This window comes from Paenibacillus sp. GQ49 (genome assembly GCF_059759055.1).
In genome coordinates, this window is the sequence record NZ_JCAXEL010000025.1 from 23872 (window position 1) to 41103 (window position 17232).

General features: G+C 50.8%; 12 protein-coding genes. 3 read left to right on the forward strand and 9 right to left on the reverse strand.

Annotation, left to right across the window (positions count from 1 at the left end):
• The first annotated feature begins 116 nt into the window (after positions 1 to 116).
• Together AC6CIF_RS28185 and AC6CIF_RS28190 are read left to right on the forward strand one after the other, a co-directional pair.
• A complete protein-coding gene (locus tag AC6CIF_RS28185) occupies positions 117 to 2699 on the forward strand; it encodes a UvrD-helicase domain-containing protein (RefSeq protein WP_237177723.1) in 2583 nt (860 codons plus the stop codon).
• Between the two features lie 149 nt (positions 2700 to 2848).
• Positions 2849 to 3217: a hypothetical protein gene (locus AC6CIF_RS28190; RefSeq protein ID WP_124117824.1), complete on the forward strand. Its 369-nt coding sequence runs from the start codon at positions 2849 to 2851 to the stop codon at positions 3215 to 3217.
• Between the two features lie 90 nt (positions 3218 to 3307).
• Here the strand turns inward: AC6CIF_RS28190 and AC6CIF_RS28195 are convergent, their stop codons facing one another.
• Entirely contained in the window at positions 3308 to 4378 is a 1071-nt protein-coding gene (locus tag AC6CIF_RS28195; protein WP_498202434.1) for a Gfo/Idh/MocA family protein, read from the reverse strand.
• A 47-nt stretch (positions 4379 to 4425) separates the two neighbouring features.
• Positions 4426 to 4902 carry a GNAT family N-acetyltransferase gene (locus tag AC6CIF_RS28200; protein WP_017690853.1) on the reverse strand — a complete coding sequence of 159 codons (477 nt, stop codon included), beginning with the start codon at positions 4900 to 4902 and terminating at the stop codon, positions 4426 to 4428.
• A 249-nt stretch (positions 4903 to 5151) separates the two neighbouring features.
• Here AC6CIF_RS28200 and AC6CIF_RS28205 point away from each other — a divergent pair, with 249 nt between their 5' ends.
• Positions 5152 to 6216 (forward strand): copper amine oxidase N-terminal domain-containing protein, encoded by a 1065-nt coding sequence (locus AC6CIF_RS28205; protein ID WP_498202385.1) that lies wholly within the window; start codon positions 5152 to 5154, stop codon positions 6214 to 6216.
• 627 nt (positions 6217 to 6843) lie between these two features.
• Here AC6CIF_RS28205 and AC6CIF_RS28210 read toward each other — a convergent pair.
• From AC6CIF_RS28210 to AC6CIF_RS28240, 7 genes are all read right to left on the reverse strand, one after another.
• Positions 6844 to 7245, reverse strand: a complete 402-nt coding sequence (locus AC6CIF_RS28210) for a RidA family protein (RefSeq protein WP_498202386.1) — start codon at positions 7243 to 7245, stop codon at positions 6844 to 6846.
• Between the two features lie 228 nt (positions 7246 to 7473).
• The gene (locus tag AC6CIF_RS28215) at positions 7474 to 8442 is read right to left on the reverse strand and encodes a M15 family metallopeptidase (protein ID WP_498202387.1); all 969 of its coding nucleotides are present in this window, start codon (positions 8440 to 8442) and stop codon (positions 7474 to 7476) included.
• A 426-nt stretch (positions 8443 to 8868) separates the two neighbouring features.
• On the reverse strand, positions 8869 to 9681 hold the full coding sequence (locus AC6CIF_RS28220) for a hypothetical protein (RefSeq protein WP_498202388.1): 813 nt from the start codon (positions 9679 to 9681) through the stop codon (positions 8869 to 8871).
• 46 nt (positions 9682 to 9727) lie between these two features.
• Positions 9728 to 12931 carry a DEAD/DEAH box helicase gene (locus tag AC6CIF_RS28225; RefSeq protein WP_498202389.1) on the reverse strand — a complete coding sequence of 1068 codons (3204 nt, stop codon included), beginning with the start codon at positions 12929 to 12931 and terminating at the stop codon, positions 9728 to 9730.
• Positions 12932 to 13158: 227 nt separating this feature from the next.
• Positions 13159 to 13602, reverse strand: a complete 444-nt coding sequence (locus tag AC6CIF_RS28230) for a chemotaxis protein CheW (protein WP_081595056.1) — start codon at positions 13600 to 13602, stop codon at positions 13159 to 13161.
• 601 nt (positions 13603 to 14203) lie between these two features.
• Entirely contained in the window at positions 14204 to 15151 is a 948-nt protein-coding gene (locus AC6CIF_RS28235; protein WP_498202390.1) for an aminopeptidase, read from the reverse strand.
• 93 nt (positions 15152 to 15244) lie between these two features.
• Complete coding sequence (locus AC6CIF_RS28240) at positions 15245 to 17197, reverse strand: alpha/beta fold hydrolase (RefSeq protein WP_498202392.1); 1953 nt, start codon at positions 17195 to 17197, stop codon at positions 15245 to 15247.
• Between the last annotated feature and the right edge of the window lie 35 nt (positions 17198 to 17232).

Below are 17232 nucleotides of genomic sequence, written 5' to 3' on the forward strand. Positions count from 1 at the left end.
CTAATTAGGCGACTAACTCTATCATACCAATTTACAATGCGATTGTGAAAAGGGCAAATGGTTTACTTTTAGCCGGGATAGTCCTATCCCTGAATGCATACAGAGGTGGATGAAACATGTTAAGTCCGAACTCAACGTTCTACCCCCGTCCGCTCGGGGTTACCCCGGCGGCGTCCCTGCCCCAGTCCCCGTCTGCTCCGCTGGAGACCAGTCGGCAACTCGTGGGCAATGATCAACAGGATGCCTTTTATTTTCGTTCTCTGGAAGAGGCCGGCATCAAGTTAAACGCACCACAAATCTCGGCAGTCCGTCACGGCAGAGGACCGATTCTGACGCTCGCCGGAGCCGGTTGTGGCAAAACAACTGTGCTGGCTGCAAGAGCCGGTTACCTCATAGAGGTCAGCGGCGTACATGCAGGCAGTATCCTGCTGGTGACGTTCACGAACAAAGCCGCCACGGAGATGAAAGACCGGATTGCCGCATTGCCAGGTATACGCCCAGCAGCTGCGAGAGCCGTACAGGCTCGAACCTTCCACTCTTTTGCGCTGACATTATTGCGTCATTACGGTGTGCAGGAAGAGATCTTTGGCGAGTCGCGAGCCCAGCATACGGTGCTGAAGATGCTTCTTCGCCAAAATGGCATGAGTGAAGCCTTCCAGCCTGAAAGTCTGCTGGCCATGCTGTCCGCATGGAAGATGCAAGGATCGGAAACAACTGATCTGCCTGAAAAATCGCAGGAAGAACGCGATGCCAAACGTGTTCTGCTTGGTTACGAAGCCTGGAAGCAGGATCGCGGCAAAATGGATTTTGATGATATTTTACTACGGGCAGCCGCGCTGCTTCGTGATCCTGCTGTTCTGGGGCCGCTTCAGAAGCGTTTCCAGTACATTATGGTGGATGAGTTCCAGGATACCAATCATCTGCAGTATGAAATTGTGCAAAAACTGGCTTCCGCCCACCGCAACCTGATGGTTGTGGGAGACGACGACCAGACGATCTATACCTTTAATGGCGCACGCCAGGAATCGATTTTGGAATTCGATAAAGTATACCCCGGTGCACGCATTGTGACGCTGGATATCAATTATCGCAGTGATGCACGCATTCTGGGACTCGGAAGTGAACTGGTCGCCCGCAATAAACGCAGACGTGACAAACGGCTGCGTGCCGCCGGAAACCGCGGCGATGCGCCCCGTTTCGCTACACCCTCCAATGCGGAGGAAGAAGCGGCGTGGGTCGTAAACCAGCTGTGTCAACAGGTTGAAGAAGGGCAACACACCTATCGTGACATTGCAATTCTTCACAGGACAGCCAGCAGCAGCCGGGCTGTATTTGAGCAGCTTGTGTTGAAAGATGTGCCTTTTGTACAGCATGGTGCTTCTCCGGTCTTTTATGACCAGTCTCTCATCAGACCCCTGATGGATCATTTGCGTCTGTCTCTTGATCCACGTGCCATGGATGCTCTCCCAAGTGCGCTGGGACCACTCTACGTTTCACGGGATGCAGGGCTGGAGTGGATTCAGCGCTGTGAACAACAACAGGCGAAGAAATACCCACTCATCCATCTGGTGAAATGGGACAAGCTGAAACCGTTCCAGCAGGAACAGGTCAAGGAACGCATCAAGCTGATCAAATCACTGCACAAACTAAAACCCATCATCGCCATTCAGGAGATGCGCAGGCAGTTCTACGACAAGTATATGGAAAGTGGTGATCCCAGCATCTTCACCCACTATAAGGAAACGATGCTGGAAACTCTGGATGAATTCGAAGCTGCTGTCAAAAAATTCGAAACGGTAGAAGAGTTCATCCAATTCGCGGATGAGCTGTCCCGCAGACACCGTGAGATGGAATCTTTGCGTCGTGCGCAGGATAGTGACGCGGTACAGCTGATGACGATCCACCGGGCCAAAGGATTGGAGTTCCCTTGTGTGTACTGGATTGGAGCCAGTGAAGGCATTGTGCCTCACAGTACAGCCCTGCGTCAGGATATTCCTGAGGATCAGAAAGCTGCGCTTGCTATGCAGCAGACAGATGCCGAACTGGACATGGCGCTGGAGGAAGAACGCAGGCTCGCCTACGTTGCCATCACACGGGCCAAGCAGTACTTGTATGTCACCTCACCGGCGAGCCATCACGGAAAACCAGCGGATGTCTCCCGTTTCCTGCTTGAAGCCTTCGGCATGGAAGTACCGGACAAACGCAAACCTCGTGAGGAGAGCCGGACGAGCAGTCAGGCTTCATATGGTAAAGGCAACGGACAGTATGCCCGCTCGTCCGGCTCAGGTGCCCGTTCAGAAGGTCGGGATGCGGCACAGCGTCGTGCCATCAGCCACAGTGACCGTCGTGACTACGAGGTCCACAACGAACGTGATGAGGATCGCCTCGGTGAACGGCGTGGTAGTGGGGAGATTCGCAACCATAAGGCATTCAGCACCACAGGTCTGAGTCCAACAGCTGCAAGTTCCTCCAGTTCACATTCGCACACTTCAGGTTCAGGTAATGCTGAGCGTACGGAGACCGTTGCGGTCTGGAAGTGTAGTTCATCCACCTGTAAAGCTTGGCTAAGACAGAAGCCGGCTGTGCCTTCAAAAGCAACCAAGAAGGCATCCTCAGGCCCTCCCGCCTGTCCCCTGTGTTCAGGATCGATGGAGGCCGGTACCCGCCAGGTTCCCGTAACGGGGAGATTTGGGAAATAACTCAAAGGAAGAGGTAATGGCTGGTCATATGTGACTGAACATGTGGATGAGTAAATAACACACGAGCACAGTAGCTCGTTTCAGGGCGCTTTTTGCTGTTTATTAACAGTAGAAGCGTCTTTTTTCCATTTCAGAATGGGGGTTGGATTATGCAGGACGGCAAACAACATCTGTATGTATCGGTAACACATAATCTTATTGAGCAAACAAAGAACGAATCTACACCTTTTGAGGTGTTGGTGGATGACGAACAGTTGGGCCGATTGAAAGATCTGATGAAGGTGCTGGAGGATGACGATGCCTATACCTTGCAACGGGCCCCGGTACCCTACAAGTCGGCAGACCACGATGAGGCAACGGAGCAATTTTCGGATGGCATGACCTTGCTGTATACCTTTCTGTATGACCATGGCACGCCGGATACCCGGCAGGCAATTGAGAGCATGAACGTGCTTCCAAGGCTGCAAGATACGGATTACGATGACCCTGGGTACGAGAATTCACCACTGAATAAATGACCTGATGCCAAAAAGCATGCGTAACCGCAGATCACGCGGAAGACGCATGCTTTTTAATATAATGAAGGACAACTGCCATGTAAAATGAACTCAATCCAGACGAATCTCCTGCCCTTTCTCGGCGGATTCGTAGATCCCGCACAGCATGCGTGTGGAAGCCACCCCATCCGCAATTGGACTGATCGGCTCTGTACCGTTCAGGCAGCAATCCACAAAGTGGTCAATCTGGTTCTGGAATGCACTATGAATATGGAGACCCGTGTTATCCGTCTGGGGTTCAATATTCAGGATGGTACTATTTTTCTCCGTGACGATCAGTGTCTCCGGCTCCAGTTCGAACCCACCACGCTCGCCGTATAATTTCACAGAAGATTCATCTCCGCGTGCATGCAGGGTAAAGCTCACATCCACCGCCAGCGAAGCCCCGTTTTCAAACCGAATGAGCGCATTCGCCATATCTTCCACGTCATTCACAGCTGCGCTGTAGTCGGCTGCTTTGTAAAAAGAAAGATGTTCGATATGGGCACGATTGCCCAACTTCCGATACGTATTACCACTGACCGAAACAGGTTTCGGCCTGCCCATGAGGTACCAACATTGGTCGATAATATGTACGCCGAGATCAATCAGGGGGCCACCGCCGGAACGGCTTTTGTCCGCAAACCAACCGCCTGGATTGCCGTGACGCCGCAGAATGGAGGCTTTGGCATAATACAGTTCACCAAACTCCCCGGCATCAATGAATCTGCGCATCATCTGCATATTGTTATCATAACGCCGCACAAATCCAACAATAAAGGTACGTCCGCTCTTCTTCACCGCTTCTTCAATCCGCAGTGCATCTTCCACATTGGTTGCGACCGGTTTCTCCAGCAACACATGCTTGCCTGCCTCCAATGCAGCAATGGCAAATTCCGCATGTGTATTATTCCAGGTACAGATACTGACAGCATCCACATGCGGGTCCTCCAGCATCTCCCGATAATCGGTGTACACGGATTGAGCATCATACTTCTGTGCCGCAGCTTTAGCCCGTTCTTCGTTCAGATCACAGATGGCATAGATGACGGCATCCTCGTTTTTGGCATAACACCTCATATGAAGATCCGAGATTGATCCTGTACCAATCATTCCGATGTGCAACATTTGTTTTGTGCTCATCATCGTCCTCCCTTCCTTTTGCACAACTTCCACAACATCATTATCGTCTAGTCTGCCCGCAGCATGCCTTCGTAAATACCCGGCGTTGAATTTTCAATCTTCACGGCACCCAGCGTCCGGGCATAGAAATCCACAGGTCCCGCTGATCCGATAATCGCATACCCGTAACCGTCCGCCTTCATCGCATGCATACAGGCCAGTAACAAGGCTGTGCCTACACCTTTGCCCCTTGCATCCTGGCTCACACCTGTCGGTCCGAAGAAGTTGCGACATGTCGCTTCGTAACAGGCAAATCCAATCATTTTCCCATGCTCAACCGCAATATAACAGGACACCGGCTGACGCGCAAAAGCGACCTCACATTCATCCACCCAAGCCTGACTAAAATGTGACCTCACCCAATCCAGTACAAGCTGTTTCTCTGGGGCAATGGCTCTTCGAATCACAATGGAGGATTCCTCCAACGCTCTCAGTCCACTCTCTTGCTCCGGTAAACGATAGAGCGCTACCAACATATCACTCATCTAATCCGTTCCTCCTCGTACTTGAATGTGAAATAGGACAAAGGTTTGGCCACTTACCTGAAATTAACCTGATCCTGCTGCGGATAACCTGCAATACAAGCGATATTTCTAATTTAAAATAATCTACCGCTTACATTCATTGCATTTCAACTGCAACACTTAGACGATTTGTCCCGTCTATTAACTTGAAGCGCGGCCCTAAGGAAGATTTTACCGCGTCAGTACACAGATTAGAAGGGATGAATATTGATGAACAACAACATGAAAAAAGTAAGTGCACTGATGGCCCTATCCATGGCATTGGGTGGTGGAGCCGCTTATGCAGCAACACTGGACAACACACAACCAGTCCATCAAACATCCGTTTCAGCAGATAGTAACGCAGTGAGTGTAGTAAACGTATCCGTGAATGGTGCAACCATTTCTGATGGTTATTGGAACAAAGATGGCAAAGTAGCCATGATCCCGCTGCGTGATCTTACTGACGCACTGGGTATTGAACTGGAATGGAATAAAGAAACTAAAACTGCAGAGCTGACTCGTGGTGCTCTCTGGACACAGGTAATCACAGGCAAGGATCAATATTCCGTGAATAAAATGCTGCTCACGCTGGGCACAGCGCCTGAAATCACAGGCGGCACTTTGTATGTACCTGCTTCTTTTGCCGAAAAGGTACTGCATGGACAAGTGAACACAACAGGAAATCAGGTGACGATCTCCAGTGAAGAGGACGTGAAGACGGTTACTGAACGTGGTGTAATTACCAGAATCTCGAACCAAGATAAATATAAGTCCATCCAGATTGGCGGTGCAGGTACGGATGGTATTGTGCTCAATCTGAGCGATGAGACGAAATTCATCTCAGTTGAAGGGAAAGAAATTGCACTGACTGATCTGGCCATTGGCATGAACGTGGAAGCTGAACATTCCCTGATCACCACCCGCAGTCTGCCACCACAAACGCCGACTTACAAAGTCACTGTACTGGATGACGCTGCGGAATCACAATTGAAAGACGTTCTGGGGACAGCGGGTACGATTGAAAATGTAACAACAGCTGAAGGCAGCATCTCACAGATTGAGATCACAGGTACACGGTTAACAGAAACAGCTCCTGACCATGTCGTGCTGAACATTGCTAAAGACACGCTGATCGTGAACCACGAAGGTGAAACGGTGAAAGCTGAAGAACTGAACAAAGGCGCTAAAGTCATTGGGTTCTACAGCCCTATGTTGACACGTAGCCTGCCTCCAATCGGAACAGCTTGGAAAGTGGTTGTTGAAGCACCTGCAGCAGAGCTGGAAGCGAAATAATACGGTTGGAAAAACGTCTGGCTGAAACACATGTTATATGTTGTTGCAGACGACCGTGTGCATCGCTTAACGCGGGGTCATGAGTGTGGAGCATCATAATGACCAGCCATCCGCATGTAGCTCTTGGCGCGCAGTGTCATGAGTTTGGCGCATCAAGGAGCTCAGCCGTGCGGCCAGGCGGCGAAGTCAATTCAAAATAACCTTATCCGCTTGTCTTCTGACAAGCACGGGTAAGGTTATTTTTTTTAGTTTGTTGGTTTTTAGTTTTTAGTTTTTAGTTTTTTAGAGCGTGTGTACAAACTGCTTCAAACCGAAGCGTACCTGAAACTTGTCCAGAGCAGACACGTGCGATGTGCGCTGCATACGAAATAGGTTGCATACTGAATGTGAGAGCAATTGGATTTAGCGCTAATGAATCTGGGGCGTCTTATTCAAGGATTTGAAGCACCCGCAAAAATCTAAGGAATCTGAGACACGCTATCTTAGAATAAACAGCTGTTTACAGTGTTTTTATCAGATGAATTCGAGAAATAACGTGTCTGGTGTTCTTTACATTTTAAGAAGAGGACCTGAGGGCCAAATAAGACGTCCTGTGTTCCTTAGAAAATCCTCAGACCATTCGCCAGTTCAACCAGCTTGGAAGTCATCTTCAACAATCGCTTCCACTTCAATCTCAACCATCAACAAGGGATCAATGAGTGCGCTAACTTCAACCATGGTGGCTACAGGCTGGATCTGTCCAAAAAATTCACCGTGCGCCTTGCCAACTTCCTCCCATCTGGAGATATCGGTCACAAACATCCTTGTTCTCACCACATGTGACATGTCAGCCCCCAGTTCTTTCAGTGCATTCTCGATCGTCTGCAAAACGAACCTTGTCTGTTCATACGGATCACCTGCTCCAACAACTACACCATCTTGCATCGCGGTTGTACCCGCCACTTCAATTCGGTTACCTACACGGATGGCACGGCAATATCCCACCAACGGTTCCCATGGGGAGCCGGTAAAAACCTGCTGTCTGCTCATTCTCTCGTCCCTCGCTTTGGTTGTATTTATCTCATCTGATTAAACATGAATTATATCAGTCTCCCATCATCTCGGACAATGGAATCAAGTTTAATTCTATCTTAACTTCATTAACATTTTTGCACAGAAAAAAATCCCCTGAATGACTGCCCATTGGTTAGATCAAGGACGGTTCATTCGGGGATTTATGAGAATTAGTATCTTTTCTTTAAGGATGAAACATCCAATTTACAACTTGATATTAGCCTCATCGAAGTATTCTTCCAGAGTTAACCCACTCTTCGCCACATCCGGTGCCAAATCTGTACCGATGTACCGGATATGCCAAGGCTCATAGACGTAACCTGTGGTATCTTCTTCACCTTGCAGATAACGGATGACATATCCGTATTCTGCAGCATGTTCAGCCAACCACTGGCCTTCCTTCGATGTGCCAAATACCTCTTCCAGCACATTGCCCACACTCGGACTCGATACATCGATGGCAAGACCCGTCTGATGTTCGCTTCGGCCTGGCACAGAGCTCACGCGATCCGTGTATTCTTGGCCTTTGGTTTTGACATTGTTGTTATAGATGGATACCTGGCGCTGATATGAACGATAACCGGACACCGCACGAAGCTCAATGCCATCCGCTTTTGCACCTGCAAACAACTTCTCCAGTGCCTCCGCTGCTTCCTTGCGCATATGCCGCTTCTCGTGTGGTTCGTCGAAGGAGAACGGTACATTCGGCTCTACCAGATCGTCCGGCTCGTAACCGTCAGGCAGACTCCGTTGTTTGTTCACAATGACGGTCATAGACTCCGCATTGGTTACCACGGATTGTGCATCAATCGTTGTTTGCAGTGCGCTGATACTGCGTTTCTCCAGCAACGGATCTTCCGCTGTCGCGCCATTCCCATTGTCCGAAGAGCCCTGCCCTTCGCCCGCTGAAGCATTCCCAGACTCGCTATCCGTGCCTTCACCGCTGTTGCCAGAAGACGATGTGTCATCCCCCCCAGCATTGTCGCCATCCGTTCCTTTATCCTCCGTAAAATGAACCGTTGTGCCGTCCGTCTCCTGTTGTGTGTTACCTGTTCCATTCGGATTCTGGCTCTCCTCTGTGCCGTTCTGGCACGCGGTAAGCAATGCTCCGCATATCATCAATGAGGACAGCATAACCACCATGCGGCGCTGTCTTCCTGTAGTTGATTTCATGTAAAAACTCCTATCGCAATAATATAAATGCTGTCTAATAAATGACTAAAGAATATTTACACTAGTCACTCCGATGACAGAACAACCTTCTGATCGCTGTTATCCCCAAATTTCTTTGATTCCTTTTTATAAAGGGAAAATCCGTGGATAAAGGCGAACGCTCCGCTTCTTCAGGTTATTTCTGTCCTCTCCGTTTTGTGTAAATGTTTAGTTCAATTATATAGTTGTCTACGTGCAGTGTTCCCTGCGACAGTATACCTTAATTGGGAGCGAAGCTCCACCAGTAAAGACGTCCTTTAAAAGAGATCCGAATGAACATATACGGGCTGTACAGCCTGTATGATCGTTTTTTGGACTTTTAGAGCAACATGCTGCAATAAAAACAAGCAGGGGTGATCTGAGATCTCCCCCGCTCTGATGGGTGCATCATTTGGTTGCCGGGCTGTCCGTCTTCTTCTGGACAGCCTGCCACATCCGCGCGGCTACACGCTCGCGGATCAAATCCAGCCCTGCGGTGGCCGGCACGCCCGGCAGCAGCGCCGTCAGCTCCGGCAACGCCGGCGGCTTGCCCGGCTGCGTGAGGCGCACCTCAACGGCCCCAAAGCCCGGCCCCGGCTGGTGCATGGCGCCGTCCGCGGCAGCCTCGGCGATCCACTCGCCGACGGCCGCGCCGCCTTCGCCGCCCCGCACTTGCGGGCGGCCAGCCGTTTCCGCTGCGCGGCCGGGGCCGCTGGGATCATGGGCGAGTTCCTCCGCCCATGCCCCCAGCACGCCGGCGAGCAGCGCTTCGCGCGGCAGGCCGGCGTGCGCCAGCTGCAGCAGCGGCTCGGCCGCGAGGCGCGCGGCTACGGCGCGCTCAGCGGCCGCGGCATGCGCGCAGCCCGGGCGGCCGCAGGTGCATGCCACGGCCGCACTGGCCGTTGCTGCGCCTGGCGAGCCCTCGGGCGCTTGCGCAGCCGGCAGCAGCCCGGTGAGCTCCTCGGACGCCGGGCCGCCGCGCAGCAGGGCGTACAGCGTCAGCGGGCGCTTGCGCAGCTGAGCCAGTACAGCCTCGCGCTGCGCTGCGCTCAGTCGCGCGGGCGTTCCCGTGACCGTGAACATGCCTGCGGCCGATCCGGTCTTGCCCTCAGCAGCGGAAGCGGAAACGGAAACTTCCTGGTCCGCTTCCGCTGCTGTATTTACTTCTGCTGTCCATCCACCGGGGGACATATGCAGCTCGATCTTCCATTTTTCGCTCACAACAATCCCCCTTTCTCCACATCTATATTCCTCTGAATGTTCAAAGTCACAGCCACGTCTCACCCTGAAGAGAGATCAGGCCACGCAGCTCATCATCCGACATCTCGGTCAGCCAGTTCTCACCCGAACCGACGACCTGCTCGGACAGTGCCTTCTTGCTTTCGATCAGCTCATCAATCCGTTCCTCCAGTGTTCCCTGACAGATCAGCTTGTGCACCTGCACGTTGCGATTCTGCCCAATTCGGAATACACGGTCCGTCGCCTGGTTCTCAACCGCAGGATTCCACCACCGATCATAGTGAACGACATGACTCGCTCGTGTCAGATTCAGACCCACACCTCCTGCACGAAGAGATAGAACAAACATGGACGGCCCCTCTCCTTTTTGGAAAGTCTCCACCATATCATCTCTTTGCGCCTTCGACACACCACCATGCAGGAAATAAGGTTCTTCCTCATATCGCTGTTTCAACCTCGATACCAACAGATCTCCCATAGCAACATACTGCGTGAAGATCAGGGCCGATTCCCCGTTATCACGGATGGCGTCCAACAGTTCAAGCAAACGTTCCATCTTACCAGATGCCTCAGCCTTGCCGTGGTCTTTCCGATTACTGTCCGCCAGCACCGGATGATCACAGATCTGCTTGAGCTTGGTCAGGGAGGACAGAACAATCCCCTTCCGGGCAATGCCATTTCTGCCGTCCAGACCACCCATCAGATCATCCACCACACGCTGGTACAACACCGTCTGCTCCGGCGTCAGGGAACAATAGGATTTCAGTTCAAGCTTCTCTGGCAGATCCTTGCGAATATCCGGATCACTTTTCAGCCTGCGCAGCATGAATGGAGATACCAGTCGATGAAGCTCACGCAAGGATGCTGCATTTTCTTCGGATGGCCCCAGTCCTGTATACCGCTGGCGGAACGATGAAGCTGTGCCCAGATACCCCGGATTGAGAAACTGGAAAATCGACCAAAGTTCGCTCAGTCGGTTCTCCACAGGCGTTCCTGTCATCGCAATACGATGAAGTGTAGACAGTCGCATCACGCTTTGCGCTTGTTTGGTACGGTAATTCTTAATATATTGTGCCTCATCCAGCACAATGGTGGACCAGTGCAACGAAGCCAGATCCGGGCCATCTCTGCCTGCCAGATGATAGGTCGTCAGTACAATGTCATGCGTCTGCGCTTCTGCCTGGAATTCGTTCCCGTGCAACCGTTGTCCGCCATGATGAATGTACAGCGACAGATCCGGGGCAAACCGCTTCAGCTCACGCTGCCAGTTTCCAAGCAGCGAGGTAGGACACACAATAAGTGCAGGCAGATGAACAGGCTGCTCATTCGCGTGCTGATCCGCCGGGAAAGAATCATCTGATCCATTCAACAGCTCATTCTCACGGGCTTCCTCTTCAGCCGCCTGGCGTTCCTCGTGTTTGCGGTCCAGCAGACAGGTAATTACCTGAATCGTCTTCCCAAGTCCCATATCGTCCGCAAGACATACGCCAAAGCCCAACTCGCGCATAGCGGATAACCATTGGTAACCTCGTTCCTGATAAGGTCTGAGTTCACCATGCAATTCTGCCGGAACCTGACGAGGCTCAATGCTGCGAAGCACCTGTCCATCGAGCAGGAAAGCAAGCATCCCATCAGATTCGGCACCAAAGACGGAAAGGCCCTTCCATGCGGAATCCTCCCCTTCATCCGCTGCCAGATGCAGCCATTCGGAGAGAGGCATATATTGTTCTTCTTCTTTTTTCATGTAACGCAGGACTTGGCGAATCTCTTTTGTATCCACTTCAATCCATTCGCCACGGAACATAACATACGGAACTGTGGATTCAGCCAGTGCTGCCAGTTCCTCCGCCGTTACCGGTTTCCCATCCAGCATAGGCTCCGCTTTGAAAGCAACCAATTGTTCCATGCCAAGTGCCGATGTGGCTCCAGGCAACCGTTCTGTTCCCCGATTCAACATCTGCAGACGCAGTCCCGCACGACGTTTCCCGGCACGACTCCACCTTGAAGGCATGAGAACGGTTATCCCGGCCTTCTGCAAACGGGGAACCGCATGCGTGAGAAACTCAAAGAAACCCTGCTGCTCCAGCTTAATTTCCTCCGGACGAGCGGTAAGCAGCGCCGTCTCCAATTCAGGTGCCAGTTCTGCTGCTTGCCCGAGTGCCATCAATAATTGCTCTGCCGCCGAGGTATATAACACCTTCCCCCGGTCCAGATCTCGCTCTGGATGTGCCCAGATAGTCCGTGCAGGCAACCTCAAGCTTGGTTCCTGCTCACTGTCCGCCCAAAAGCTTATTCCCCAGATCGTTTCATGTTCGCCCAGTGGAGGCTCCAAGCGGAGCACCAGCTTCAATTGGCCTTCAGCAGGCGCCATCTCTTCTGCTCCCACGATTGGCATTGACGTTCCACCAACTTCTTGCAGCGTATGAATAAACGCTGTCATATCGTCCGTCGGCCCTTGCACCGTCACAGGACGGAACATCGAGATCAGACTGTTCCACCAGAGTTCGGCTACTGGCGAAGATCCGCGTCGATATGGGGTGCGGTAACGGGACAGTTCACTGTCCATGCCCTCCAGTTCACTTGTCACTACAGCATGAATCATGCCACTCATGAATGAAAATAATACCGCAGCCCCTGCTTCTTCACGCGTTTCCGGTTCCAATGAAGCATAAGCTCCAGGAGCAGCCAATCCAATCGGAGGCATCGCTTCAGCAAGATCGCGGAAGCGTTCGATGTCCTCCTCCTGCTGCAAGCGTGGCCGCCATACACCTGTTAATGTCTCTTGCCCGGTCCGTCGCCGTGCTCCGGTCTTTGCTGCGAATTCAGCCGATGGAGCAATTGCTCCCCGCAACAGCAGCTCCTGTGTGAACTGCGCCGCCTTGATCCAGTAACGCATCTCTTCTCCAACCTGAATTCCGGCTGCATTTAACAAACGGTCATCCCATTGCAGCAGCAGCCTGAAGGCATCCTTAGGCGAGACTGCCAATCCTTCCAATGTGCGTCCCAGCAGTTGACGCCGCTTCGTGTTCTTCGCTTCAGCCGTGTTCCTTAGCGGATTCGGCCAGCGCAGCTCCGCAAGACGCAGAGCGGCAGGCTGAAACAGACGACCCCCGTCGCCAAAATTCAACCTTCTTACCACGTGGCTCCATGCATCCACACGTGGTTCCGATGTTTCACCGGAAAAACAAAAAAATACGTCACCAAGCCATACTCCATACAGCGATTGCATCATTAAAGTCTCCCGTCATCCCTTCGCATTGTTACTCTCCATCATATACGAAAATGACCGGATTTAAAAACCTTTGCCCATAAAAAGTGGTTATTTCGATGGTTAGGGCGTGTCTGAAAACGCCCTAGCGGCACAAAAAAATGTCCCTTCTCCCGAAAAGCGGATGAGGAACATTTGGGTCAACCGAAGGATAATACTGAATATTGAAAGAATTACGGATCGTTATACTCCTATGATCTGATCAAGCTGCCCAGTAATACATCGAGGTTCAAAATACCTGCACGATGATCTTCACAGAACCCGATTTTGTCAAAAACGCCAAGCATGAAACGACGGTGTTCCTCAGCTGGTTCCTCGAAACGATCATAACTTACGACAGAATCGACCATATCTACGATCAGCGGTACAAATCCACCTTTGTAAGGCACCACAATAATACGTGTAGAAGAGGTATCCTCCTGGTCTGGCATGCCTAACAATACACGAAGACTCACCACCGAAACGACCTTACCGTACAGCGAAGCAAAACCTCGGATCTCAGGGCTTCCAAATGGAACTGTTGTCACCTGCACCATTCTGATGATCTCATGAACTTCATCAATTCGTAGTGCAAAGATCTGGTCTCCTACCGAAAAATTAATATATTGCATTCCCTCGTCCATAGTTATCCCCATATCCTCTCATTCCTTATAATCAGACTACTTTCGTCCCATTAGATGTTACTTTGGTGTATCGGTTATTTTTGACCAAATGTTTAGGCTTCAGATCAATTTTGCCAACTTCAACAGACGTTGCATTACGGTTGCTGTCTCCGCTCTGCTCATTTGCCCTGTTGTGGAGGGTGGTGGAAGTCAGTCGTTTTAGAATTGAGCGTAAGTAACCTGACATAGGATTGAAAAATTATATTCATAAAAAAGACCCAAGATCAGCTTTATGCCGATTTCGGGTCTTTTTTATCCCCATATATTATGGATCTGTTTCTATGTTTTCAAATACTTGGAACAAAAAAGCGTTATTCCTGTGGATAACTTGTTTAATTACTCCAAAACGACTGTTTTATCACATGAAAACACGAGTTATACCTGATTTGTGGATAAGTTGTGCACATATTGCACACATGCTGTGGATATCTTTAGCATTTCATGTGGATATTCATTAATTTAATGTGGACATGTTGTGTATTTGTTTGTAAATCTGACGTAAAATCTTAATTTCCGCTTCAGTTATCCATTACTGTGGACACGTTGTGGACATGCCCAATTTCCTTCGCTGTAGTTATTCGACCAATTCACCCTGACGCATGATCAGCTTGTCATCGATGTACACGTCCGGCTTTTGTACAACTGCATCAATATGAACACCTGCGGCAATCGTTCCACCAAATGTGTTATTGCTGCCAAAGGCCACATGAATTGTGCCGTACACCTTCTCATCTTCCAGCACCACACCCGTGATTCGTGCCTTGTTATTGGTACCGATCCCGAATTCGCCGAGAAAACGACCATCGCCCTCACCAAGCGTTTCCAGTAAATAAGCCCCATCTGGTCCTTCGGCTGACACCAACCGTCCTTCACTAACGGTTAATAGCATCGGTTCACGGAGTGCCCCAATTCCAGCAACGGAACCATCTACAACAATACTACCCTCGCCCTTGCCCTCAACGGGAGCAATATAGGCTTCTCCTGACGGCAAGTTGCCCGATTCACCGGGGTTCAAATACATACCTGTGCTTGGTACACCGTTACGATCTTCAATGGAAAAGGAAAGGCTATGGCCCTGCTTCTCTATTCGCACATGGCGACCTGCGGTTAATAGAGCCGTTACCTTCTCGGTCAACGCCTTTACTTGCGAATATTCAGCTGTAATGGCTCCGTTCATAAACATATCCTCTGTCATGCCGGGCATGGTTGCCACTCGGGTCCCTGAAGCAGCGGCTTTTTTGCGTGCCTGGGTATGTGTTAATGAATATCGCGTTACACACACGGCTACATCTGCTCGAATCATGGCCTCTGCAATTGGCGCAGGTGGCTCTTCGCCGGATCTGCTGCGTTCCTCCATGATTAACAGGACTGATTCTGCTCCAAGTGCTTTGCCTGCCTCATAGATGGATTCAGCCAGATCCCGTTTCATATCGTCTGCGATAACTACCAGATTCTCTCCGCTGCGCAGTCCGAGACATTCGGTTAGCACATTTTTACTGATTTCCACACGTTGCTTGCTCATACATTCATCTCTCCTGTCTTTGGTTCAGCTCTCAAAAGTCGACTTGACCCTTTCGACAATTGGCACGGGATTCCTGCATGTCCAAACCTGAACTCACCTCAAGGTATCGGCCCATTGGGCGAGGATTGCAGCTGTTTCCTTATACCGAAACGTCGGAAAGTAATGTCCATAGGGGACATCTATCCGTTTGACCTGTGAGTTCATATCCTGGGGATAGTGATATTCCTGATCTTGATTGGCCCACACAACTAATACATTCTTGGCATAATGCTGACTTTCCATTTTCGCCCACAACGTTGATCTGGCGCCTTTCCTCTGACCCGAGTGGATCCAGCGCAACAAGTCTGCATGTGCTCCTGCAATACGAGGGGACTGGAGACTGGAGCGTATTCTCTTGCCCATGGCCTCGGCCATAACACTGCTGTCGCCTACGCCGCTATGTGAACTGAACATTTGATTCCAACTTTTCTCCGATCTGCCACGCAGCAGGGAACGCATCACCCCTCTTGGCAAACGAGAAATCCATCTCAGCACATTCGGATTCGAATTGTTGGCTACTGGCTGAAGCAACCCCAGTCGAATGTCTGTCCGTCCGCTATGCATCTGTGCCGCAGTTGCAATAGCAGCACCGATCGAATGACCAACCAGCTTCACCGGACCTTCAAACTCACCAAGAGCCGTAAGCAGTGCATCCACCTGACCTTCAAATGCTTCATCCCCCTGATGCACCGGGGACCGTCCGAATCCGGCGAGATCGATTAACCATACCGGGTTCCCGGTCCGGTCCCTAAGCTGTTTTCCTAACGGTAACATCTCATCCGCAGATTGAAGCAAACCATGCACAATAATCCAAGGCTCTCCCTCGCCCTCCCAACCAAGCATAGCGATATTTCCGCTCCGTGACCTAATATAATCTGTCGGAAAACCCTCAGGTAACGGCGTATACCGAAAACGATAGTCCAGATCGGCTGTAACCAGCGGAAGCTGTTCCCGGATGTCCGGCCAGGATTGCCCCATACGTGTGAACAGAGCCTCCGTCTCTGCAACCGGGAATGACCTATTGGTAATAAAAGCAACCGACTCCGCTGGAACACCACTGATACGTGAACCACCTGATTTCATGATCCATTGAATCCATGGTAGTGGCACAGCCCCTTTCGGCTTGGGTACATCCAATTGCTGCGCCAAGAGTTGCAGCAGTTCCTTCATATTGGGACTGTCTTCCTTCCGCGCCAACAGTGGATAAGTTCCTCCGACTGGAGCAGCTTCCCTGGATAGAAAAACAAGCGTCTGTGCAACAAGGTCATTCTCCACAAGCGGTAACCAATAGGATGAACCTCCCGGCACTACTGGCATAAGTCCTTTCTGAATCGCCTGAATGAGCAGTCCAATCCCACCCGTTTGCTCGGTTTCACCGGTGGGACGCGGTCCAACCACTGTACTCGGATTTACAACGGATAAGGGATAGTGATGCTGTTCTGCATGTTCGCGAATATGCAGATCGGCATGGAACTTCATCTCTTCATACGCACTTTCATTGTTATCCACATGCTCAACCTGTAGATAATTCCCCTGTTCATTCCGCTCTCCATAAGGACTCATATAACCAACAACGTGGATAAAGTGTCTCAATCCATGAGTACGATGGATTTCCTGTGCTAGCTGTGCCAGTTCTCTGGCCCCGTTCATGAATATCTGCTCGGCTACTTTTCGTTCCAAAGTGACGTCCATCGTTCCTCCCGCATGAATGATCACATTCGCTTCAAGAGCACGCTCCCGATCCGCTGCGGTAAGGCCAAGACCCGACATGGACAAATCACCTGAAATAATGGTAATCCGGTCGAAATCCTTCACTCCATAAGCCTTCAGCACAGTTCTGGCTCGCTGTTCCGAACGAACCAGCAAGAGCAATTGTGCGTCTCCCTGCGTGAGTTGTTTGACCGTTTCTTTGCCAATAAAACCTGTACTACCTGTCATAAAAATGGTCGTAGCTGCAATATCAGACTTGCTTATTACCTGATTCATGTTTGTTGTATGTACAATCATTGTGTTACGGCTCCTTTTAGTACTATATAGTACTA